21 protein-coding genes are annotated in these 23,717 nt (G+C 48.1%); 9 read left to right on the forward strand and 12 right to left on the reverse strand.

The features are described 5' to 3' along the window. Positions 1-123: 123 nt before the first annotated feature. Positions 124-1,410, forward strand: coding sequence for a hypothetical protein (locus tag NDI33_RS10105; RefSeq protein WP_190672134.1), 1,287 nt, complete (start codon positions 124-126; stop codon positions 1,408-1,410). 218 nt (positions 1,411-1,628) lie between these two features. After that, on the forward strand, positions 1,629-2,102 hold the full coding sequence (locus NDI33_RS10110; protein WP_190672137.1) for an ATP-binding protein: 474 nt from the start codon (positions 1,629-1,631) through the stop codon (positions 2,100-2,102). 122 nt (positions 2,103-2,224) lie between these two features. On the opposite strand, the gene NDI33_RS10115 is transcribed toward NDI33_RS10110, so the two are convergent. The 3 genes from NDI33_RS10115 to dapF form a co-directional block, all read right to left on the reverse strand. Next, complete coding sequence (locus tag NDI33_RS10115; RefSeq protein ID WP_190672140.1) at positions 2,225-3,343, reverse strand: hypothetical protein; 1,119 nt, start codon at positions 3,341-3,343, stop codon at positions 2,225-2,227. A gap of 194 nt (positions 3,344-3,537) precedes the next feature. Continuing rightward, positions 3,538-4,308 carry a glutathione S-transferase family protein gene (locus NDI33_RS10120; RefSeq protein ID WP_190672143.1) on the reverse strand — a complete coding sequence of 257 codons (771 nt, stop codon included), beginning with the start codon at positions 4,306-4,308 and terminating at the stop codon, positions 3,538-3,540. A 144-nt stretch (positions 4,309-4,452) separates the two neighbouring features. Then, on the reverse strand, positions 4,453-5,292 hold the full coding sequence (gene dapF / locus NDI33_RS10125) for a diaminopimelate epimerase (protein ID WP_190672146.1): 840 nt from the start codon (positions 5,290-5,292) through the stop codon (positions 4,453-4,455). A 116-nt stretch (positions 5,293-5,408) separates the two neighbouring features. Between dapF and NDI33_RS10130 the strand changes: the two genes are divergently transcribed. Continuing rightward, complete coding sequence (locus NDI33_RS10130) at positions 5,409-5,621, forward strand: RNA chaperone Hfq (RefSeq protein ID WP_190414975.1); 213 nt, start codon at positions 5,409-5,411, stop codon at positions 5,619-5,621. Positions 5,622-5,668: 47 nt separating this feature from the next. On the opposite strand, the gene NDI33_RS10135 is transcribed toward NDI33_RS10130, so the two are convergent. Then, on the reverse strand, positions 5,669-8,011 hold the full coding sequence (locus NDI33_RS10135) for a cation:proton antiporter (protein ID WP_190672149.1): 2,343 nt from the start codon (positions 8,009-8,011) through the stop codon (positions 5,669-5,671). Between the two features lie 227 nt (positions 8,012-8,238). Here NDI33_RS10135 and NDI33_RS10140 point away from each other — a divergent pair, with 227 nt between their 5' ends. After that, entirely contained in the window at positions 8,239-9,177 is a 939-nt protein-coding gene (locus NDI33_RS10140) for a M23 family metallopeptidase (protein WP_190672151.1), read from the forward strand. Between the two features lie 497 nt (positions 9,178-9,674). Then, positions 9,675-10,232 carry a late competence development ComFB family protein gene (locus tag NDI33_RS10145; protein WP_190414972.1) on the forward strand — a complete coding sequence of 186 codons (558 nt, stop codon included), beginning with the start codon at positions 9,675-9,677 and terminating at the stop codon, positions 10,230-10,232. Between the two features lie 74 nt (positions 10,233-10,306). Here NDI33_RS10145 and NDI33_RS10150 read toward each other — a convergent pair whose 3' ends face one another. Both NDI33_RS10150 and NDI33_RS10155 read right to left on the reverse strand, forming a co-directional pair. Next, entirely contained in the window at positions 10,307-10,861 is a 555-nt protein-coding gene (locus NDI33_RS10150) for a L,D-transpeptidase (RefSeq protein WP_347275834.1), read from the reverse strand. A gap of 219 nt (positions 10,862-11,080) precedes the next feature. Then, a complete protein-coding gene (locus tag NDI33_RS10155; protein WP_190672154.1) occupies positions 11,081-13,054 on the reverse strand; it encodes a DUF1565 domain-containing protein in 1,974 nt (657 codons plus the stop codon). 566 nt (positions 13,055-13,620) lie between these two features. Here NDI33_RS10155 and NDI33_RS10160 point away from each other — a divergent pair. From NDI33_RS10160 to NDI33_RS10170, 3 genes are all read left to right on the forward strand, one after another. Further along, positions 13,621-14,730 carry a thiamine phosphate synthase gene (locus tag NDI33_RS10160; RefSeq protein ID WP_190415043.1) on the forward strand — a complete coding sequence of 370 codons (1,110 nt, stop codon included), beginning with the start codon at positions 13,621-13,623 and terminating at the stop codon, positions 14,728-14,730. After that, entirely contained in the window at positions 14,723-14,944 is a 222-nt protein-coding gene (gene thiS / locus NDI33_RS10165) for a sulfur carrier protein ThiS (protein WP_190426058.1), read from the forward strand. The genes NDI33_RS10160 and thiS overlap by 8 nt, the downstream gene beginning before the upstream one ends. A gap of 339 nt (positions 14,945-15,283) precedes the next feature. Then, on the forward strand, positions 15,284-16,288 hold the full coding sequence (locus NDI33_RS10170; RefSeq protein WP_190414968.1) for a DUF1517 domain-containing protein: 1,005 nt from the start codon (positions 15,284-15,286) through the stop codon (positions 16,286-16,288). Positions 16,289-16,623: 335 nt separating this feature from the next. Here NDI33_RS10170 and NDI33_RS10175 read toward each other — a convergent pair whose 3' ends face one another. The 5 genes from NDI33_RS10175 to NDI33_RS10195 form a co-directional block, all read right to left on the reverse strand. Then, entirely contained in the window at positions 16,624-17,475 is an 852-nt protein-coding gene (locus tag NDI33_RS10175; protein WP_190414967.1) for an ABC transporter permease, read from the reverse strand. A gap of 301 nt (positions 17,476-17,776) precedes the next feature. Beyond that, a complete protein-coding gene (locus NDI33_RS10180; protein WP_242032986.1) occupies positions 17,777-18,394 on the reverse strand; it encodes a formylglycine-generating enzyme family protein in 618 nt (205 codons plus the stop codon). Further along, positions 18,315-19,544, reverse strand: a complete 1,230-nt coding sequence (locus tag NDI33_RS10185; protein ID WP_242032987.1) for a serine/threonine-protein kinase — start codon at positions 19,542-19,544, stop codon at positions 18,315-18,317. Before NDI33_RS10185 ends, NDI33_RS10180 begins: the two co-directional genes overlap by 80 nt. Positions 19,545-19,861: 317 nt before the next feature. Then, the gene (locus NDI33_RS10190; RefSeq protein ID WP_190426071.1) at positions 19,862-20,722 is read right to left on the reverse strand and encodes an ABC transporter permease; all 861 of its coding nucleotides are present in this window, start codon (positions 20,720-20,722) and stop codon (positions 19,862-19,864) included. Between the two features lie 189 nt (positions 20,723-20,911). Beyond that, a complete protein-coding gene (locus NDI33_RS10195; RefSeq protein ID WP_190426070.1) occupies positions 20,912-21,949 on the reverse strand; it encodes a spermidine/putrescine ABC transporter substrate-binding protein in 1,038 nt (345 codons plus the stop codon). 335 nt (positions 21,950-22,284) lie between these two features. Between NDI33_RS10195 and NDI33_RS10200 the strand changes: the two genes are divergently transcribed. After that, positions 22,285-22,485: a hypothetical protein gene (locus tag NDI33_RS10200; RefSeq protein ID WP_190672157.1), complete on the forward strand. Its 201-nt coding sequence runs from the start codon at positions 22,285-22,287 to the stop codon at positions 22,483-22,485. 92 nt (positions 22,486-22,577) lie between these two features. Here the strand turns inward: NDI33_RS10200 and NDI33_RS10205 are convergent, their stop codons facing one another. Beyond that, positions 22,578-23,705: an ABC transporter ATP-binding protein gene (locus NDI33_RS10205; RefSeq protein WP_190528887.1), complete on the reverse strand. Its 1,128-nt coding sequence runs from the start codon at positions 23,703-23,705 to the stop codon at positions 22,578-22,580. Positions 23,706-23,717: the final 12 nt, after the last annotated feature.

Below are 23,717 nucleotides of genomic sequence, written 5' to 3' on the forward strand. Positions count from 1 at the left end.
TATAGCGTATTTGTACTCTAGTATTCCCAGATTCAGCAGAAACTAACTCCGTGGAAATACTGTTATCTTCGCCGAGTAAGACAAGCTAGGCTCGAAAACATTAGCTAATAACAAAGTAGAAATATGTATTTTCAATTTGCTCCTGCAATTCAGGCTGCTATCGAGGCTGGTAAATATGTGCAAGTTTTTACATCAGCAGGAGTCCCAATAGGCATGGCTAGAGACGCATCTACTGGGCAGTTTGTCGCCCATGCCATCGGTGCTGTAGCCCAAAATAGCCCTCTATCGCCGTTGGTAAGCCCTTTACACTTGGTTACAAGTGGAGTGCAGATGTATCAAACGCACATGGGATTTCAAGCTGTTCAAGCTGGACTGCAAACTATCCAGACAAGCTTAGGTGTGCTGCAAGCAACTACAGCCTTTATTGGGGTTGGAACTGTAGCTGTAGGGGCATTGGCAGCAGTGAACCTGCACCAAACAATGAAACTGAGAAAAGAAGTAGGGCAGCTAAGGCTGGAAGTCAAAGAAGGTTTTATTGATTTAAAACAGGCGTTAAAAGACCAAGGTGCAGAAATTAAAGAATTGATTGAGCAGGTTGCTCAGGATGTTGAATTTAGGAACCATCGGACAATTTTAATTCGAGCTTACGGGCTATTTACTCAGGCGCTTCACCGTCTTCGCTCTGCAATGCAAATACAAGATGCGAACCGTAGAAATGCTGAAATTGATGGTGCTAGAGGGATGTTATTTCAGGCTTTAGCTGATTATGGTAGCAGTGAGCTGTTAGAAGCAACCTGTTCGGCTGGCCAGCTTCGCAGGTTGGAATGTGCTTGGGCAATTGAGCAGGCAATTATTACAACTTATCAGGTGCAGAATGAGCCTTCTGCTGTAAGCGATCGCCTGTCGCACCTCCAAGACAAAATCCGTCAAGATTCCCTAAATGTTATTAATAGCTGTGAAACCGAGGATGAGCTTGATTTTCTCTTTCCTGAAATCACCCGCATTCACGATCACGATTTAACTGTACTCGAATCTTGGCAAAATCATGTTGATTGGATGCGAAGTCTCCCACCTTCAGAGCTAAAATTGCTCCAAAGTGCCGATTTTAGCAATTCAGAAGTACCTGTCAGCACAGATACAGAGGCCTTGGCAGTGCCTCCAGAACATTTACTCTATGAAAATTTAAAGCAAAAATCTCATCCTCAATCTTTACGCGATCAGCTTCAATTTATGATGCAGCCTGAATTACGTCGAGAGTCAGAATCTTATATTAGTCAACAAGCTGCGATCGCAGGTTATAAAACTTTAGTTACCTCAAATTTACACAAAGCCTCAAATTTAGCTGTTGCTAACCTGTACTGGTATTTTAAAGTCAGAGATGAAGCTGAAGACGAGGCAGTAACGGCGTAAAAGTTAAATATAGGAAGATGCGATCGCTCAAATTTGACTGAGTGCGATCGCCTTCTCCATTCAAATAACAGTTGATGGTATTCGCTAATTTTTCTATTCGCAATTTTTTTAAGAGTAAATTGCTAAGTGTTAATTTAAAATTGCAATTACCATTACTTGAAAATTTCCTTTATTTTAAACTCTATGCTTAAATAAGGGCTATTGATAGGCTATTGTCTATGCAGTTAGTCATCTTTATCGGCTTGCAGGCTTCTGGGAAAAGTACCTTCTATCACACTCATTTTGCTGAAACGCATAAGCTGGTTAGCAAGGATTTGTTGCGGAACAACAAAAACCGCTCTAGAAGGCAGACGCAGCTTATTAAAGAAACACTTGAAATGGGACAATCGGTTGTTGTGGATAATACTAACCCAACCGTAGAAGAACGTGCGTTTCTCATTGAATTGGGTTGTATGTATGGTGCCGAAATTATCGGTTATTACTTTAAATCGTCAGTGAGTCAATGCCGGGAACGTAACCAGCAGCGCTTAGGTAAAAAACGGGTGCCAGATGTAGCAATTTACGCGACAATCAAGAAGCTACAACGCCCTTCTTATAATGAAGGCTTCCACCAACTGTTCTACGTGCGGATGGCTGGTGACTTCGCTTTTGAGGTCCGTGCGTGGACTAAAGATGAGGTTGCTGATGGATAGCGATAAGTTTGAGAAGCAAATGCGATCGCTGGCGATATCAATAGGCTGATCTAGCAGATGATTACTACCAGCAATCGGTTAAAAGCTACTAACTCATATTACGTGACAGCCTGTATTCATCATTATGATGCTTTAATTTCCTGAATCGCCCAGTCAATCACTTCTAAAAATTGCTTCGCCATCAACTCATCCTTCAGTGCAAACAAGGGAATATACCAGTTATAGGCATTAACAGAAATCGAGTTACCTAGGACTAATTTTAAGCGGTTGAGAAGTTCAGTCTTTTTGTCTTCCAAGTTAAATGGAGGTTCGTAGGCATAAATCTCAATTTTGCCACCACTCCAAATTGTGAAAAACTTTCTGGTTTCTCCTTTGTAACTGATTATTCTGGGGATCAGAGACCCTTCAATTTTTCCTTTCCCCCAACTCACCTGCATTTTTTCACAATTTATCCAGTTGAAAACGCTTCTGGCAGCTTGAGCTACATCACTCCCTTTTTTAGCCTCTAATTCTTGAAAGAACAAGGACTCATTCCATTGCTTACTCTCATAATTTAGTAGAGATTGCGTTGATTTTCCTGCTACTGTTTGACCAATAATTCTAGGAACAAGAGTTTTTAAACCTTGACCAACGTATTGGTTAATTTCAATTGCCAATACTTCCGCTGGATTCATTTGTTTATTTAAAAACTCCACGATACGTTGAAGTTCAGGAGGAATCTTGTCAGCAACAAAGACTAGACGGACTTTGCCAGCTTGCAGATTTGTCTTGACCTTTTCCCAAAACTCAGAGGGGTTAGCATCAGCGCCTAGAAAATTGCTGAGTATCTGTTCAGAATCTTGACTTTTTACCTGACAATTAGCGTTAAATTGGGCAATAATTTTCTCGACAGGCCAATAAACCACTGCATTAGCAGCATAGTCGAGCATCTGTCCAGCTACTTCTCGGCGAATTTGAGTGTTGCAGCTGCGCTTGACTTCCACCAGAGTTGGAATTCCATCTTGGTCGAGAAATAAATGGTCGAGTGCCCATCGGTCGAAACCATTTTCTTCAGATGGCACAGGCATCTCCTGTGAAACTAACAACCAACGTCTCGGTGCCGCACTGTTGATTTGGTCACCAGCTAACAAACTGGGATAGTCGGCTAGCAGTTTTTGCAGCAAAGCTTCCGAGTCATAGGGCTGTTCGATCATTTCAACCAGCTGACCCTTGTCTTGAATTAGGTAAATAGCGCCTGTCATCACAATTCCTTTGGGTTGACCTAATTTAAGGTTCCCGTTTTCAAGGTTCGATGTTACATCGCGATTAGATTTTGCCTGCGAACAGGCTAGTCTGTTTATGAGCAAACGATTTCCAAACATCTGCCAGGTCGTTCAACCGTGAGGATGCGATCGCTTCCCACTTTCACTTTCCCACTCTCTGTTGCAACAAACCCTTATCCGTGGCGTTCTTCACGGAACAGGCGCAAGATATAAGCTCCAGCCGGGGTTTCCCGTAACTCTTTAATTGCTCCTGCTATTTCATCCGGTAACTCATCTAAGTGGGGCAGACTCGCCCCATACTCGGCAGGCAGTACAGCCGGAGCCGCGAGACAGGCAAATGTGAGGTCTGCTGCCGAAAAGCGATCGCCAACTAAGTAGGAACGTTCATCTGCCAACCGCGCGTTGACGTTCTCGAAGATGCGCTTAACCTTGTCATGGGCACTGGCTGACGATTCTGCCGTGATATTGTAGCCTCGCCGTGCCGCCTCGCGAATCAACGGAAAGACAAATGGAAATGACGCCCGCTCCACAGGGGGTACACCATCGCACCACAGCCTCCGCATCAATTGGCGGTCATCTAGCAGATAAAAGTACGCCCAAAGACGGATACTGGGGCCGAGCTGCTTGTTGAACAAATCTTCGAGTTTTTTCACTTCGCGGCGCAGTTTGGGATCGGCTGGGTAAAATTTTTTACTTTCAGCCGTTATGCCATCTAGATACTGCAAGATGTCCGAAGAATCGCTCAAAGTACCCGCTTCCGTTACTAGAACCGGAGTTGTTTGTCCGCCGCCATTTTTGCGGGTGGCTAGCCGATGAAAAAGCGGCATATGGCGTTCTTCAATGTAGGGAACCTCAAGCCGTTCTAATGCCCATCGTGCTTTTTCGCAGTAATGGCTGACGGAGATGGTAATGAGCCGGGGAGCCTTTTCTGGCTGCTTTTGCATTTTTGCTAGATCGCGCGATGTGCAACTTTACAGTGTAATTCCCGACAATTGAGCGAGGGACTAGGGGAATCGAACCAACAGAGCTGTTCGGGTTTTGCTCCCCCAATCCCCATTTATCGGAAGGCTAAGAAAAAGCACATCGGATTATATCTGACCTGCGAATACACGCTCCGCTGGTCCTGTCATGTAAACTCGCTGGTCTATTTCCGACCATTCGATTTCCAAACAGCCGCCGGGTAATTCAACGGTGGCGATGCGATCGCTCTTTCCGGTCAATACTCCAGCAACCACAGTCGCACAAGCACCCGTCCCGCACGCTAAAGTTGTCCCCGCACCGCGTTCCCAGACCCGCATTTTCAGGTAATCCGGGCGCACGACTTGAATAAACTCGGTGTTAGTCCGCTTGGGAAAAACAGGATGATGCTCGAACTGGGGACCAATATTTTCTAAAGGAATCGCGGCAACATCCTCCACAAACGTGATGCAGTGAGGATTCCCCATGCTGACACAAGTTACCAACCAAGTAGCATCCGCGACTTCTAAAGGTTGCGCGATTACTTTCTCGTCAGCAGCACCCAGCGTCGTGGGAATTTCCGCTGCCAGTAGTCCCGGCATTCCCATATCGACGGTGACTTTCCCATCCGGCTTTATGTGCGGTGTCATGACACCCGCCAGGGTATGAATCCGATATTGAATTTCTTGAGTAGATTTTCCTTCTAAATCAGCGATAAATTGGGCTAAACAGCGAATGCCATTGCCGCACATTTCCGGTTCGGAACCATCGGAGTTGAAAATCCGCATGGTGTAGTCGGTGCCATCTTGTCCCGGCATGGCAAAAATCACGCCGTCGGCACCGATACCGAAGTGGCGATCGCAAAACTTGACCGCTTGTTCTGGCGTTACCTTGGGTTCTGATGAGGAACGATTGTCAATCAGAATGAAATCGTTTCCCAGTCCGTGATACTTAGTAAACTCGATTCCCATTTAGCAATCCTTCGATTCGCAATTTTCGATTAGCATAAACTATGGAATGGGTAATGGTTAATGGCAGTCCTTCAATCCTGAAATCTGGCAATTCGCATTAGGAAAAATCTTGCATTATGACAACTGAACTGGAAACAGGCTTACCAAGCACTCGCCTCGTCCAAACATTTGTGAAAGAGGGACAAAGGGTTGAACTGAAACTCCTCACGAACGATGTACTCGTTGGTAAACTGCGTTGGCAAGATCAGAACTGTATTTGTCTACAAGATGAATCGAATCAGCAAACGCTGGTTTGGCGACACGCGATCGCTTATGTGCAGCCCAAGTAATTAGGAATCGGGAATCGGGAATCGGGAATCTCTTCCCCAATGACCGATTACCTTGATTCGCCTGTTCGCTGATTATCAGAGGGAAGATGCTCTTGTATCGCTTCGCTTACTGGCAAGTTGAGCGTAGGGACTGGGAAAACCGGAGGCTCAGATTCGGGTGCCAACAACTGTTGCACTTGATTGAGGGGAAAACTGCCGCCGCATAAGAGCAGCTGATCGCCCGCTTGCAGCTCGGTATCGCCCCCCGGAAAGCGGATGAACTTGCCATCTCGCCGAATTGCTTGCACTTGCACCCCGTACTGGCGGCGAATATGCAGCTCAGAGAGAGGCTTACCGGCAACAGGGCTGGACTCTGGAACCTGCAACCACTGACAGGGAGCGGTTTGGCTTGGGATTGCCACTTCACCGTTTGCCAGTTGATTAAAGGCAGCTTGTTCGTTGGATTCTCCCACCACCAAGAGGCGATCGCCCACTTCCAGAGAAGTTTGCTTGTCTGGATAGTCCACTTCTTCCCCACCAGTTCGCCGAATTGCCATCAAAGTGACACCCGTCAATCGGCGCATATCCGTCTCCTGTAGCGTCATCCCAATCAGGGGAGAGTTGGGCGGGAGGGAATACCACTTGCTATTCATTTCGGCAGTGGCAATTTGTAAGTCATGAGCAATCTCCGAAGGCGATCGCTCTGGACGCAATGCCAGGTAATGGCTATTGCGAATTTGCTGCATTTCCTTCTGGATCTGCCATGTCGGCAAGCCACTACCGGCTAATAGATGCGCCGCCAGTTCCAAACTGGCTTCAAACTCCGGTTGCACCACCTCTCGCGCCCCCAACTGATAAAGCAGTTCGATATCGTTGTTGTGGTTAGCGCGAACGACAATATCCAGATCCGGAGCCAATTCTAAAGCGCGTTTGAGGCAAAGGCGGGTACTCATCGGATCGGGAAGCGCGATCGCCATCCCCTTCGCCTTATCTACCCCCGCAGCTTCCAGTACGTGCAAACTCACCGCATTGCCATAAACATAAGAAACTTCTGCTTCTCTTAACTGCTGAATCCGGCTTTCCGACTGGTCAATCACTACCACTGGATAGTTATGCTCCTGCACCAGTTTGATCAGATTCCGTCCCACCCGTCCATAACCGCAGACCACCACATGATTTTGCAAAGGCGCATCTACCGCCACTTCCATCGGGTCATCCACCGGATCTAGATATGGCTTCAGCCAAGGCAACTCCAACAATTTTGGCACCAGCCGCATCACAAAAGGCGTCAGTACCAGCGTCACCGCAGTCGTGCCCAAAATCAGCAAGTAAACCCGCCGAGAAACCAGCCCCAAAGCTTGTCCTTCACTGGCTAGAACAAACGAAAATTCTCCAATTTGAGCTAACCCCAAACCAGCAATTACCGCAGTTTTCAGCGGATAGCCAAACGCTCTAACAATCGGCGTCACAATCAAAAACTTGCCGACAAAAACCAGTAAAACCAGCCCCAGAATTAACTCTAGGTTGTTCCACAGGAAAATCGGGTCGATGAGCATCCCAATCGCCGCAAAAAACAGTGCCGCAAACACATCCCGCAACGGCTCCACATAAGTCAGGGTTTGGTCGGCGTATTCCACCTCCGAAATCATTAACCCGGCGACAAATGCCCCCATTTCAATCGAAAGACCCAAAGCCTCCGTGAGCAACGCAATCCCCAAACACAGCGCCACCACGCCCAACAGAAACAACTCCCGGCTTTCCGTTCGAGCCAAGAGGCGCAGCAAGGGAGGAATCAGCCAGATGCCTGCTGCCACAGCCACAGCCGCAAATAACCCAATCTGTAACAGCGCTAAAGCCACAGCCTTGCCAATCGCTTCTGGCGGTTGATCCAGCGCTGGCAAGACAGCCAGCATCAACCCCAATGCCAAATCCTGTACCACCAAAATCCCCAGCATCACCTGAGCGTGAGGCGTCCCCGTCTCATTTCGCTCCATCAGACACTTAAAGACAATTGCGGTTGAAGACAAAGACAGAATTGCCCCCAGGAAGACACCCTTCGCTGGTAAGGTACCCCACGCTCCAGTGAGTCCACAGACTGCAACCGTGACTGCAATTGTCAGGGCAATCTGTAGTCCGCCTCCACCCAAGGCGATGCCTTTAACTTTTTTTAATTCCGCAAACGAAAACTCAACGCCCAAGGCGAACAACAAAAAGGCGACACCAAATTGAGCCAGGGTTTCTATCTGAACCAATTCTTTAATCAGTCCCAACCCCGCAGGCCCAACGACGATTCCGCCGACGATATAACCCAGTAAGGCAGGTTGCCGCAGCAGCGCTGATACCACTCCACCAACGGCTGCTGCTGCCAAAACAGATACTAAGTCAACAATCAGTCTAAAGTCTTCTTGCACAAGTTTGTTTTATGAGAACAAGTATAAAGGTATATAAACTTAGAATACAGAGTTTTATGGACTGTGCTAACGCCATTGCCTCAGGTTTCTATTGGGCAACTGGGATCAATTGAGGAAAGGCGGTGGAAACAGTCCAGGCAAGGTGATAGTCTATCCGCTAGTAATAAAGGTCATAGACAAGGTCATAGACGCTTTGTCAATTACTGGCTCGGAGAAAATTGCCTGTGATGTCGCTTAAGACTCTGCTTCAATCTCGCCATGACCGGCGGCTGGTTTCTACACTCTTGTCCAGTCAAAAGTCCAAAGCGAACTGTAAAAACAAAGAATTCTTTCTGTTGCCTTTTGCTTTTTTAGTTTCTACTGCTTTGCCAGTCAAAGCTTTGCAGGTACAGGTGGCACCCAACAATCCCCAGCTTGGGGATACGCTCTCGGTCATGATTCAGACGGACTCCTCTGGTTCGCAGAGTCCCACGGTTTCTTTCAAACAAAAGACTTACCGGGCGTTTTCCCTCGGTCAAAATCGCTTTCGAGTCTTGCTCCCGACAACGCCTTTAGACAAGCCGGGAACGCTACAAATTCGGGTTGCTGGTGATGGGGAAGTCAAAAACCTGTCGTTGCCATTGCGATCGCGCAATTTCCCGGTGCAACGGATTACCCTACCCCCCGGAAAAGCCGGACAATCAGCAACCCAATTTGAACTCAACCGCGTGGCAGCTTTTAAAAATTTGGTGACGCCGCAAAAGTTCTGGAATGGTCCTTTTCTCAAGCCGAACCGAGGTAGCATCACCAGTATTTACGGGGTTCGCCGTTACTACAATGGCAAGTTTGCCAATGACTACTACCATCGCGGGGTTGACTACGCGGGTGGGTATGGTTCGCCGGTAACAGCACCAGCATCGGGAAGAGTGGCGCTGGTGGGACGGGTTGCTCAGGGTTTCCGCGTTCACGGAAATGTAATTGGGGTAGATCACGGTCAAGGCGTCACCAGTATTTTTATGCACTTGAGCCGGATTGATGTCAAGGAAGGGGATTTTGTAAAAGCGGGACAGGTGATTGGGGCAATTGGTTCAACGGGAGCTTCAACGGGTCCTCACTTACATTGGGGATTGTATGTCAATAGTCTTGCCGTAGACCCAGTACCTTGGAGAACTCAAGGAGTTGAATGAGGTTTTTTGAAGTTTTGATGAATTTTTTTAGGTTTTAATGTATTTGGTGTTGTATTGAGGAAAGATTGTGGCAGGGTTGCCTCTCCGAAACGAGATTGCGAAGCATTTTTCAATGTCTTCGACTATCCCACCGGGAGCTAGTGTAGGCTTTTCCGAAGCGAAAGCTTTGCGGACGGGGATTGTAGATAGTCATCTGAGAAGCGTAAATGTTGAATAGCCTTTGGGAAAAATCCCGAAAATTCCCACTGTCAAAGCAATATTGTTAGTTCGCTAACCGACTGATGTTAAGCCTGCGTAGTTTTGCGTATTTTGAGGCGCTGGTTATGCCAGGATAGATGAGTGGGCATGGGCGAAAAGACATCAACGCAGGTTTCGGCTTCGTTGAGGGCGTATCAACACTCGAAAACGGGCACGCACTTTTAGGGAAGCGGTAATCCCTGCCTCGCTTTCCTAGCCAACCAAAACAGTTTGGATGGGGTATCCAGCAGGATTTTTAGATGAGTATTGAAAAAATTGTTGAACAAGCCCTGCAGGATGGTTATCTGACGCCAGCGATGGAAGCAGAGGTGGGGCGCATCTGTGACACGGCTTCTGAGCTTTCGATTGAAGAATACATGGCTCTAGACCGTCTGATGGGCGCACTGTTAACTGGGGAAGTGGTTGCAGTTCCTCGAAAACAGTTCATCAATGTCATGGAAGAGTTGGTGCTGACGGAAGCGATCGCCAGAGTCGCAGAAATTGAGGCAACCAGCGATCGCGTTCTAGATGTCGGCGATATTGCCGCCTACGCGCTCAATCGCTTGCCTCCGCTGTATGCCACGACGGAGGAAGGTGCTAGCTATCAGCGAATGCGGGCAAAGGATGAACTTCAAGAGCTGATTACCCAGCAAGTGAGCGAAGCGATCGCCCGGAATCTGGATCGTCCCGAATTTTTCCCAGAACGGCAAGCGCTCAGCAAAGCGAACGACAGCGACGTGTTCAAGCAGGTGAGTTCCTTACTCCAAACCTACGCACCTAGCTTTGAACCTCAATCCAGTAACCATAGCAACGAATAATGGAAGAGTTATGAATGATGAATTTTGAGTTTTGAGTGATTAATTCAGAACTCAAAACTCAAAACTTTTCCCTCCTACCTGCGAACCAGCACGAGTGTCCCTTTCGCGACCTGCTGATAAAGCATCCGAATATCTTGATTTCGCATTCGCAAGCAGCCGTGGGAGACTGCTTGCCCGATCAGGTGTTCTTCGTTGGTGCCGTGAAACCCAATTTGATGACGCCCATCCGACCAAAAGCCAATCCAGCGATCGCCTAAGGGATTATCATTCGCCCCAGATGGGATAACTTCACCCGTAATCGGTTGACGCCACGCCGGATTTTGGTTCATTTGCAAAACTTGAAACGAACCCGTGGGCGTTTCCCAACCCAACTGCCCTACCGCCACGGGGTAACTGGCTTGCAGCCGATCGTCACGGTAAACATAAACCAGGCGATCGCTCAAATCGACAACGAGATGCGATTGCCAAGCGGATGCTGCCTGAGCGGTTTCTAGCACTGAATATTCCCGATCGGTTGAGCGGCTATTTGAAGATCGATTTTTACTCCACAAGTCTCCAAGCTGCCAACTTGCCAACTTGCCGACCTGGCGCTGACTCCGAATCGGGGAATCCAAGCTGACGGTCGTCACCCTTGAAAAACTTGTCCGCCTAGAAACTGAGAACAACACCACCGCTGTTCCAAAACAAATTAGCATCAAGCTTCGAGAGAGCGACTCATCTCTTGGCATAACGGTCTGAGCTAAGAATGATTACAGGTCAAAATAACCAACTGTAGAACATTGGGTCGTGGGTAATCATCCGGGGTCAATGACAACGGACAATTAACCATCAACCCCTGACAAACAATATTAATTCCTTGACTCAATCGTGGCTGCTAAACCTTTCGTGTTGAGCATTTGCTGCATTTCCAAAGCGCGATCGCGGGTGCTAAAAGCTCCCGCCTGCATCACCGTCCGACCGTTGGAGCGCGTGCGGAAGGCATCGGGTGCAAGCGATCGCACTAAAGCCTCTTGGCGCGAATTTTGAGCCTCCACCACAACCCGATAACGCAAACCTAGAGCCTGTTGACTACCGCCCGCTCGGCGGGGCACTCTCCCGCTAGCAGCCCGACTGTTGCCGATATTCCCCAAAGGAACATCAGGACTCGGCACTGGCAGCACATCGGAGGCAGCTGAAGCTTGGAGAGGCTCCTGTGGTGCTACCCCGAAGTCCAGAGTCCGGGGGGCAGGCGACGGTTGAGACGGGGTGGATGACGGTAGCGCCGGTAATGTAGAAGCTGACGACGGTAGCGCTGGTAATGTCGTCGCTCTGGGCGACCGGGAAGTCGGCAACGGCGACCGAGCAACCGGAGGCGGCGCGGGAATTTCTAGGGGTGCAGTCTGGGGCACAGGCGATATCGGCAAGGGAGATGCTGTCGCTCTAGGCTGCTGGGGAGGCACTACTGGCGGTACCACTGGAGGCACCATCGGAGGCTGCAACGTTGGTAGTCCGTAAGCTGACGTTCTTGCTGGCTGAGAGGTTGGGGCAGGCGGTTGAACGGAAATTTTAATCCCGGTGCGGTCGATGGGTACCGATTGTACTGGAGTTAAAATCTCTGAGTTCGGGCGGTTAGAGAGGAGTGGCAAAGATTGAGAACTTCCACCATTCCTCGCCAGTGGCTGAATTGGTGCCAGGGCTTCCTGTGGCGGCAGGGAAGCGGTGGGAAGCGGCTTCAGCAGCCCGCTGGCAATGGGAGCCTCTACAAGCGGGGTGGGTGGGATAGCCATGCCCGTCAGGTCAATGCGTCCTGCCGTTTTGGCAGTAATCTCATTTCCATAGGCAGGAATCTCCTGGCTTGAAGCCTTGGTGTTAATGTCCAATAGACCATTGGCACGAAAAATATTGCCTCCCGGTTCGCCAGCAGTTCCTAAATCAGGACGGGCTTGGGAAACTGCCACTAACCCGTAACGAGCGTTGTTTTCAATAATATTATTCCGGAGAACGGGTGTTGCCTTGGTTTCTACGACGACCCCATCTTTGTTGCCACTGATGCGATTGGCAATTAGCTGCGGGGCAGCATTATGACCGATACTAATGCCAAATCCCGTATTTTCAAACACGTTCTCCCGCACTTCCGGTCGGGAAGTCCCGTAAATCGTAATCCCATTGCCCCCGTTTTCATAGAAGTAGTTGTTGCGAATGGTGGGGGCACTATTGCCAGTGACGGCAACTCCATCGTGCTTACTTCCCGTAAAAGTGTTATCCGCCACCATCAGACTGGTGGATTCAATCCAAAGACCGTAACCTCGTGGATTCGGATTCGTCACAGTGACGCCCATCAGCCCTGCTTGATTTGCCCCAGCGATCGCTATATTTTGACCGCCAAAGAAACGACTGAGGAACTGACCGCCGCCGAGGATGACAATATTCTCCCCTTTGGTGCCGCGATCGCCCTGAATCGTTACACCGGCTTTGAGTCTTAAGGGAAAGGTTTCACCCGTTTCGGTGCTGTAGGTGCCGGGTGCCAGTACGATGGCGGTGTTCGGCTGAGCGGCCTGCAAGGCATGAGTAATCGTTTGGAACGGTTCCTGCTCGTCTCCAGTGCCATTACTGTCATTTCCCGCAGCGGGGTTGACATACAACCGATTCGTTTGTGACATCTGCGTCTGCCCATCCGAGGGAACCTGAGCCACCGTCGGCTGTGCCTGGATTGCGGTAACGTCCAGCCAGGGGATTGCGATCGCAGTCACTAATCCTAGGAAAATGCTACTGGTACGAATAGACGGGCGGCATTTTCTGACTAGGGCATTCAATTGACGATTGTGGGGGCATTTCAAACTCACGGCTCTACTCCTCTCAAGTTGGCACTGCAATATCGGTAAAGGCTGATGGAAGAAAGCACCTAGTTTTAGTCTATGCACCCCTATTTTGGGATAGAGGCTACCCGTTTGTTTACATTTCTTACATTTCTAAAAAGACCCCAACAGCTAACAGCTCATCAACCTGAGCATCCTCTTCAAAGCGAGGAATTCGATGGGCATTCCAAAAGAAAATTCTGTGGGGGCATTCTTTGAATGATAATACTGCTGTTAAACGTTCTTAAATAGGTAGGTACAAAAAACTAGAAACCCGTAGGCTAAAGGCTTGGGATAAGGACGCTACTTGCTCCTAACCCATAGACGAAATGTTACTGACTTAGTTCACATGACTTAGTTCACAATCCGCACGATATCAGCATTGTTCATTTTGCTCAACCTTGTTAATCCCCGCATTCTATTTTTTATTCAGTTGGATAAAATATATGGGGCAATTGAGAAAATTTGGTTGGTACGTGCTACCCTGTCACTTCACAGATTTCAAGAAATTAGGAAACTAGACTGCTACGATGAAAAATAATGGAGTGGTTGCGATGGGCGAGAAACACAGCGTTCGAGAGCCAGTTGGGGACTTGCTCATACAAGCACAGCCAGCGGTTTGCCGCATTCTAGACGCCAATTTAGACCGAGCCAGAGAAGGCTTGCGGATCATCGAAGAATGGTGTCGCTTTGGCGTGAATAGCTCCCAATTAGTCAATGAATGCAAGCAAATGCGGCAGGAGCTAGCCAAATGGCATGGCATGGAGCTTCGGGCTGCACGGGATACCCCAGGTGATGCGGGCACGGAGTTGACCCATCCTCAAGAACAACAGCGCTCTAGCATTCAGCAGCTGTTGCAAGCCAATTTTGCTCGTGTGGAAGAAGCCCTGCGGGTGCTGGAAGAATATAGCAAGCTTTACGACCCCGATCTAGGCTCGGCGGCGAAGCAATTGCGCTATCGGGTGTATACGCTGGAGAGCAATTTGCTGGCTTACCGACGACATCAGGTGCTGTTGCGATCGCATCTATACCTCGTTACTTCTGCCTCAGAACAGCTATTTTCCATCGTTGAAGCCGCCCTGCAAGGGGGACTGACTCTGGTACAGTATCGCGAAAAAATTGCCGACGATTCTGTGCGAGTCGCCCACGCTTCCAAACTCCGCCAGCTATGCCATCAATACGGTGCCCTGTTTATCATGAACGACCGGGTGGATCTGGCTTTGGCAGTGAATGCCGATGGCGTGCATCTGGGACAACAAGATATCTCCATCGCCCTCGCCCGACAGTTGCTAGGGCCACAACGCCTGGTTGGTCGCTCCACCACGAACCCGGAAGAAATGCAGCGAGCTATCCAGGAGGGTGCTGACTATATCGGAGTTGGCCCCGTTTATGAAACTCCAACCAAAGTAGATAAAGCTGCTGCTGGGCTAGACTATGTCCGCTATGCGGCTGAAAATGCCTCGATTCCCTGGTTTGCCATTGGGGGCATTGATGCGAATAACTTAAATGATGTGCTGGAGGCGGGAGCCGAACGAGTGGCAGCGGTTCGCGCCATCATGCAGGCAGATCAGCCGATGTTAATGACTCAGTATTTCCTCTCCCAGCTGAGTCGTCTGCAAACTCTCCGCTCTGTTGATGTTCGCGTTCCCCAATCTTATGTTTAGTCCGTCTGGTCAAATCGCGCTGCAAGTGAATGGGGAACCCCGCACCTGCCCGCCCGACACTAAATTGCCCCAGTTGTTAGAGCATCTGGGGTTAAATCCTCGCCTAGTGGCGGTTGAGTACAACGGTGAGATTCTCCATCGACAGTTTTGGTCGCAAACGGAGATCAAAGAGGGGGACGCGATTGAAATCGTCACCATCGTCGGCGGCGGCTAATTGGAACCTCAGAGATGAAGATTGAACAAGGAATGGCTGAAGATAAATTCCCGGCTGTTTCTCGGAAAACAGCCACAAGATTTACTCCCCATACTGTACTTTTCATCTGTGGTTTCTAGTCCAGTTCCTGGGTAACGCACAGCGATTCGCGTTATCCCTCATCCGTCATCCTTTCGAGTACGGATTCCCCGTGAGGAAATCCGCCCCGCATTGATCCCGCGCCAGTCGGGTGGAGGCGATACATTAAAGATGTAGCTCGGATCGCTCGATAGTTAGGAAGATGCTAGGAGTTGCTGCCAGCCGCTACAGTTTTAATCAGATTGAATAGGCACAGTATGTATGCGTAATAAACTGCTTTCAGCAATTAAACCCCTTTTGAAATCTTTGTTCGTCTTTGGTCTGATCCTTACCCTGACGCTAGGTCATGCTGACGGAGCCTTAGCAGCTCGCTCAGGCGGTCGGATTGGAGGGGGTTCTTTTAGAGCGCCCAGCCGCAGCTATTCGCCTCCTAGCCGCACCTACGCGCCACCGTCCGGCGGATACTATCCGGCTCCTTATCCTGGGGGTGGATTTGGGGGTGGATTTGGGTTCCCGTTGCTATTTCCCTTCTTTGGCATCGGGGGCGGATTTGGCGGTCTGTTTACGATTTTGATTTTCCTGGGGATCGCTAACTTCTTGGTTTCCAGCTTCCGTCGCGTGGGTGTTGGTGACGCAGGGGAAGCCGATTCGCTGGGCTACGGCAATCCCAAAGTTTCTGTGGCAGAGGTGCAAGTGGGTCTTTTGGCAGAAGCTCGCAGCTTGCAAGGAGAATTAGACGAGTTGGCGCGTACATCTGATATGAGTTCCGCCATCGGTCGTGCCCAAGTGCTTCAGGAAAGTACCCTAGCTTTGCTACGTCACCCGGAATACTGGGTGTATGGGGCAGCAGAATCTCAGCAAACAGCGTTACAAGCCGCAGAAGCCAAGTTTAATCAGCTAGCTCTGGGTGAACGCAGCAAAGTCACCGAAGAGACTCTCTCGAACGTCAATAATCAGCTCAAGGCAGCAACGCCCAAAGCATCTTTACCGGCGGGATCTGAGGAAGCTGGCAAGCTGGCAAATCAGATGATGGCAGAAGGCCCTAGTGAATACATTATTGTGACGATTTTGGTGGGTGCCGAAGGCAATCTGCAACTGCCGAAAATCAACAGCACTGACGATTTGCGTCAAGCCTTGCGTCAGATTGGTGGCATCGGGAGCGATCGCCTACTTGCAGTAGAAATTCTCTGGGCACCTCAGGCAGAAGGCGACACGCTTACCTCTGATGATTTGCTGGCTGAGTATCCCAATCTCAAACTTGTTTAACCCGCAATGGGTAAGGGCACTCTTGCTATGCGCCCCTATCTATTTCTCCTGAAAAGGAGGCTGGTAATCAGCCTCCTTTTTCAATTTTGACGACAGCTCAATAGGAGCCATTTATAATTTACTGTATTCCCTTGAGCTGGTATTATTAGTATTAATTAAATAATGAAAATCTGTGCATTTTTTTAAAGCAAATTAACTTCCTATATAGGAAGAATTAAATTTAAGTTCATTGAATAATTTTACCAACAAATAGCTTAACTTATGACAATTTTTTGTTCATTGTTAAATTTTAAAATCCCGAAATAAGATGCAGCGACATCTCTACAAATTCAAAGCTATTTAAAGCGTTTTTGTTCGCTGCGGTAGCGGAGCAATTCAGCAACAAAAGCGACAAAACCTGACACAATCATCAGCATCACGCTGAGAGCGTTGATATCCGGTTTGACGCCAGTGCGGATGCGGCTAAAGATTTCTAGCGGTAATGTTGTGGCACCCGTACCGGCAGTGAAGCTAGCAATGAGAAAGTCGTCCATGCTGAGGACAAAAGCTAACAGGCAACCGGAAATAATTGCTGGCATTAATTCTGGAAGCAACACCTGGATAAAAGCTTGTACTGGCGTCGCCCCTAAATCGAGGGCAGCTTCTTCTAAGTGGGGGTTTAAACCGCTAATTCGAGAAGAAACCACCAAGGCGACGTAGGCAAGACAAAAGACGACATGAGCTGCCACAATTGTCCACAAGCTCAACGGCATACCAATAACGGCTAAAAATACCAGCGTGGCAACAGCGATCGCAATATCGGGAATAATCAGCGGCAGGTAAGAAACGCCGCGATACAAGGTTTTCCCCGGAAAGGTATAACGGGCTAAACCAACTGCCATTATGGTGCCTAAGACGGCAGCGATCGCTACTGCACACAAAGCCACGGTTAAGCTATTTTGCAGCGCCGTCAGGACGCGGGTGTCCTGAAACAGCTTCAGATACCATTTGAAGGTGAATCCCTCCCAACCGGCGCTATAGGTAGACTCGTTAAAACTATAAAACGTCAGTACCAGAATGGGCAGGTACATATAAAAGAACATCAGCAGTGTGAAAATAACCTGCCAAGAAATACGAGGTTTATCCTGGGGCTTCAACATAATCTCTAAAGGGATTTCCTCCTGCTGATGGCTGACGGTGCCTGTCATTCAATTTCACCATTTGTCGGATTTGCGATGCTGAACAGAGCAGCCACTTCGCTACACGCTCTATGCCAACTTTCTTCACTTTACTGGATGCGATTGAATCTTTGGAAGAGTGCGATCGTGTCTCAAGTCTTATTGTCTCCGTAAAATTTTGATTTTTTAGTATTATTTTATACTGCGTTCTCGTGGGTTAGGGTTATACTTATAGAATGGGAATCTGTGCGTTCAGGTAAATTTATTGCTACGAACCGCGAAGACGCAAAGAGCGCTAAGCAAGAGGGGAAGAGAGTAAAGGCTAAAGAATCTACGCCGACGAACAGACAACCCGAAATCCGAAGAAGTTGAATCTGTCGCCCGTATGATTGTCGTAGCGGCTAGCACAACGGCAGTAATCAGGATTAAACATCCACGAACCTCCGCGTAGCAGCCGGAAAGAATTATTTCCGCCAGATTCCCACGCACTCCCATCAGCAGGCGCACCATGATAATTTTCATGCCAAACATCAGCACACCATTCCAAAACGTTGCCGTGCATATCGTATAGTCCAAAGGCGTTCGGTGGATAACTCCCTACTTCCGTTGTCTGGTGACGATGATGTCCTTTTGGTGCGTAGGCGTAAGTAGAATTTCCGTTGTAGTTCGCTAAATCAGTAGTAATTGTGTCGCCAAAGTGGAATGGTGTATTTGTTCCTGCACGACAAGCATATTCCCATTGGGTTTCACTGGGTAAACGATAGCTCTTGCCAGTCTTTTTCGACAGCCGCGCACAAAATTCTACAGCATCCTCCCAAGATAAGTTTTCTACGGGTCGATTTGTACCTACATATTGAAAGTCAGAGGGATTAGGTTGCATCACTCGCTTGATTGTTGGCAGATTTGCTACTGCTTCCCACTGCGCTTGAGTAATAGTGAATTTCTCCATAAAAAACGGTGCTACATGTTACTTGATGTTGCGGGCTTTCCCTGCTACTTCGCCCCTTCTCCGTGTCTGGAGAACCCATCAGGAAGGTACCGCTGGGAATTTCTACCATTTCCAATGTTACCCCACCACCTAAGTCTTCAGAGAAATATTTTGCTTGCATTCTGCGGCGGTTAGTTTCTATTCCCTGTCCGTTTACTGTTACCACATCAAAATGGAACGTTTTAAGCGGTAAAGGTTGGGGAAGATTCAGAATTGTTGGCGCTACAGATAACTTTTGCAGAGTTAATGCATTTATTACATCTTCGGCTGATTGATATCGCCGTTTCGCACCTCTTTGGATCATCTTATCTAAGATGCTACGCAACTCATCACTTACAGAATTTTGCAAGTAATTCTGCCAAACCCAAGCATCTTCATCAGTATCGAATAACTCTAAAGGCTCAACATTAGTCAGCAAATGAATGCAGGTGACGCCCAAACTATATAAATCGCTGGCAAAAACTCCTTTCCCGACTGCTTGTTCTGGTGCAATATATCGAAAGTCACCAATCACTGTTCCAGTTCTGGCTAATGCGGTTCCTGTCGCAAATTTAGCTGCACCAAAATCTACTAACACCAGTTGATTATCAACCTGACGACGAATGATATTCTCTGGCTTAATATCTCGGTGAATTACCTGCTTACTATGCACAAATTCTAAGACGCGCAGCAAGTCTGCCAACAAGCTGCGAATTTCGGTTTCGCTAAAAGCGCCTTGTTGTTCTAATATATGGGCTAAATTTTGTCCGTTAATAAACTGTTGCACCAAATATTGACGGTTCTCTTCCTCAAAATGGGCTAACAATTCCGGAATCTGCGGATGATTGCCTAATTCTTCTAGCCGTACAGCTTCTTGATGGAATAACTCTGCTGCTTTATTAGCTGTATCCGTACCCTGTTGTATCGGGAAAAATTGCTTAATTACACAAGCTGGTTTGGACGGTTTCGCTTCATCAATTGCCCGAAAAGTCCTACCAAACCCGCCTTGTCCAAGTGGTGCCAAAGCCCGGTAACGCCCTAAAAGTACCAGCTTCGTCCCGCAGTTTTTACAAAATTTGTCATTGTGGGAGTTTTGGCACTTCTGACAGGCGGGATTTAAGCAATAACTCATAAATAATTGGAAACTTGATTTAGCGTAGATTGGGTTAAGGTAAGGAAATTCAACCCCTCTAAAGAATTTGATGAGGTTCGTTCCTCAACCCAACTTACAGTTATTCCATACAGTGAATTAGTCAGCGCTTACTGACCAATCAATCATTATTAAATTCAAAAAATACTTTATATGGGCGCACAGATTGCCATTATATAAAACTAGCACTTGCGCCAATACTTGTCTAGTACCTATGGCAAATATTTAACAGAAATTTTAGAGATTTTCTGAAAATAATGGTGCGTTACGCTATTGCCAACGCACCTTCTATATAAGCCTTATTTTTGCGGTGTGCTATCGCCGTATTTAATTAAAAGCGCGATCGCTATACTGACGGCAAAAATTAATACCATACTCAAAGACGAGCCAAATCCCCAATTCTGAGTTGCGCCTAAAAACTGGTTATAAATCAAGCGAGATATCGTCATACTGGAGGCACCGCCCAGCAATTCCGGATCGACAAAATCCCCTAATGTGCTAATAAATACGAGCAAAGAACCCGCAGCAATTCCTGGTAGCGTTTGCGGGACAGTCACTTTCCAAAAAGTGTCAATCGGATTTGCCCCCAAATCCGCAGATGCCTCTAGCAACCGCCGATCCAGTTTTTCTACAGAAGCGTAAAGAATTAACACCATGTAAGGCAAATAGCTGTACCCCATCCCAATAAATACGGCTGAACTCTGGTTCAGCAACTCCAAAGCCGGAAGTCCTAAAGTCGTTAACATCGTGTTCAGGACACCCGTAGGACGCAAGATTGTAATCCAGGCGTAAGAACGCAGCAGCGATGATGTCCATAAAGGCAAGACAAAGCCTAGTAGCAGCAGATTTCGCCACTGTTTTGGTGCCATTTGACCAATCCAGTAAGCAACTGGGAATCCGAGTAAAAGACAAACAATTGTAGTGCCAATTGCAAAAAATAGCGATCGCCCGATCACCTGCAAATAGACGGGCTGAAATACCAGCGCATAGTTATCGAACCCGCTGGGATTCACCACATCCCCAGGTCGGATTCCTGGTACTAGACTCAGCTGAAAAATCACCAGCGTTGGCAGCACTAGCAACAAACCCAACCAGATACCAGCCGGACCCAGCAGCGCCATTGGTTCCAACCACTTCAAGCCGGGGCGTCTGCTGCCCATTAGCACTGGCGATTCGATTCCATCAGAGGGAGTGGGATTGGGGATAGAGGGAGGAGACGTTGGGGTAGACACGACAGAAAAAAGTTTTGAGTTTTGAGTTTTGAGTTTTGAGTTATTAATGAAAGATGATTGATATGAAGTATCAATTGTTGCTTCGATTCATCATTCAAAACTCAAGATTATTTAATGTTAGCTGCTCGTCAATCGAGTCCAATAGGATTCATAAACTTCGGCAACTTTTCCAAGCGGCGCAACGCCTTCGCATTGGGCAAGTACCGCCTCTGGGGGAAATAAAATTTGATTGTTACGGATTTCATCAGGTAGCTGATTGTAGCCAGCTTGATTGGGTGTCGCGAAACTTAAACGTTCGCAAATCTGAGCGGCGACATCAGGTTGCAACATAAAGTTAATCCAGGCATAAGCTCCTTCTGGATTGGGAGCTGTTATCGGAACGACCAGTGTGTCAGTCCACACCGAAGAACCACTCCGAGGAATTAGATATTGTAAGTTTTTATTTTCTGGAATAATTTCATTGGCATCGGATGAAAATCCCATTGCCAGCAGCAAATCCCCAGTTAAAATTTGAGTTCTCCAGGCATCAGAGGTGAAAGAAGCGAGGGCCGGTTTGAGCGCCATTAACTTTTCATACGCCTGTTTAATCTGCTGCGGGTCTTTTGAGTTGTAAGAGTACCCCAGCATTTTCAACACCGCACCCATTACTTCCCGAACATCATTCAGCAAGGTCATCCTTCGAGAAAGTGCCTGCTGATTGTCCCAGAGATAATTCCAATCTGCTGGTGGTTGCTTCAGCTTCTGGGTGTTGTAAATGAGACCCGTTGTTCCCCAACTCAGAGGTATGCTGTAGCGGTTTTCTGGGTCATAGACGGGATTCTGGAAGCGGGGAAACAACCGATCCAAACCTACCACACGGGAGCGATCGATTTCACTGAGCAAGCCCAGTTCCACCATCTTCCTCACCGTATAGTCAGATGGGTAAATAATGCTGTAGTCCCCGCCTCCCAATGCTTGAATCCTGGCTAGCATCGCTTCGTTGGAATCATAGACATCAGCAATGACCTTGATTCCAGTCTCTTTGGTAAAGCGTTTTAACAAATCCTCATCGGTATAGCCAGCCCAAGTGTAGAGATACAATAACTTGTTGTTGGATGCATCAGAGTTGGCGGGTGCCGAGCGCACTTGGGCAAGCGTCCAGCCGCAACCAGACATTGCCAGTCCGAGGGTAGCAGCAGCTGACGTTTGTAAAAACCTACGTCGTGTTGAGTGTTGTGGGTTCGTCCGTTGAGCAGTTGGAGGCACGGGATTCAGCAAAGTTGCACGTCAATCGTCAAAATTTAGAAGAGGAAATTAAAAACTATCAAGGTGATTTTTTAGTTTTAATTTTTAATTTTTAATTTCTCTTTAACAGTATCTTACAGATTGCTCTATAGGGAGCGGTTCACCTAGTTCGGGCGTCAGTATTTTGACAGGCAAACATTAGATTTGTAGGGGTTTCTCAAATTTCCAGTCGTCATCCTGACTTTGAGGAGATAGCCCCGGAGTGATTGAATCGGTCGCTGAGTCAATTTGTCAAGTTCTGGGAGAAAGGAGCGCAAAATCAGTGCAGCAAAGGGCTGGCAGTCATCGATGGGAATGAATACTTTTTAATGTTTGGTGGTAGCCGGAAGCGATCGCTTCCGGCGTCTCAATCCAACGACCAATGGGTTGACCGGGTTCCCCGAAAGCAAGCGATCGCACTGGTCTGACAATGAGATTCTAACCCTTATAGAAACTGGATTCAGCCCGGTCGCTTCTGGGAATGTCGGGAGACGCACGGATAGCGATCGCTGCATTGTCTCTAGGCATTCATTGCCAGACAATCGGTAGCTGCCCAGTGAGCATAGATAGGAGTATGCAAGGCAGGCTCAATTCCCACAGTATTCATCTGCCGAACCGTTAAGCGATCGCCTGAAAGTAACTCCACCACATAATGAACATGAGTTCCCATGTACATCACGTGCTTCAGACGACCTTCAAAGCAGTTGATTGGCATCGCTGGCGGATAGAGACTCAGTTGAATCTTCTCTGGACGCACGCATACCACAACCTCCTGGACACCAATCTCATCCCAAGGCTCCAACGGCTGCACCACAACTGGCAAACCGCTTTTGGTTACAACTTTGAGCGTTGAGTAGTCAGAAGCTTCAATCCGCCCCTCAAACAGATTGGTATCCCCAATGAAATCCGCCACAAATGGCGTTTTGGGATGCTCGTAGATTTCAGTAGGCGAACCAATTTGCTCAATCTTGCCCCCGCGCATGACTGCAATCCGGTCGGAGAGACTTAGCGCTTCCTCCTGGTCGTGCGTCACCATCACAAACGTCAAACCGAGGTCTTGATGTAAATTGGATAATTCCACCTGCATCTGTTTACGCAGCTTCAAATCCAATGCCCCCAAAGGTTCATCCAGCAAAACCACCGCTGGACGATTCACTAGCGCCCGTGCTAAAGCCACTCGTTGCTGTTGTCCCCCAGAAAGCTGGGAAGGAAAGCGGTTAGCATAGGTTTCCATTTTGACCAGCTTCAGCGCTTCTTGCACTCGTTCGGAAATTTCGGTCCTGGGTCGCTTTTTAATTCGCAATCCGAAAGCAATATTTTCCCAAACGCTCAGATGGCTAAACAAAGCATAGCTCTGAAAAACGGTATTCACCGGACGCCGGTGGGGCGGCACATGGTTCATCGTCTGCCCCTGAATCAGCACCTCTCCTGCCGAGGGAGTTTCAAACCCAGCCATTAAGCGCAAAGTTGTGGTCTTGCCACAGCCAGAGGGGCCTAAAATACTGAAAAATTCTCCTCGGTGGATCTCCAGATCAACCCCCCGGACTGCTGTTTCTCCATTGAATACCTTAAAAACCTTGCGGAGTTCCACATCCAGTTCATTTGTAGTCTCCGGAGAGCGTTGTTCTGCTAAAGAAGTTTGAGACATAGTTGATGATTC

Origin of the sequence: Trichocoleus sp. DQ-A1 (assembly GCF_039961955.1) — a bacterium.
GTDB lineage: Bacteria > Cyanobacteriota > Cyanobacteriia > Cyanobacteriales > FACHB-T130 > FACHB-T130.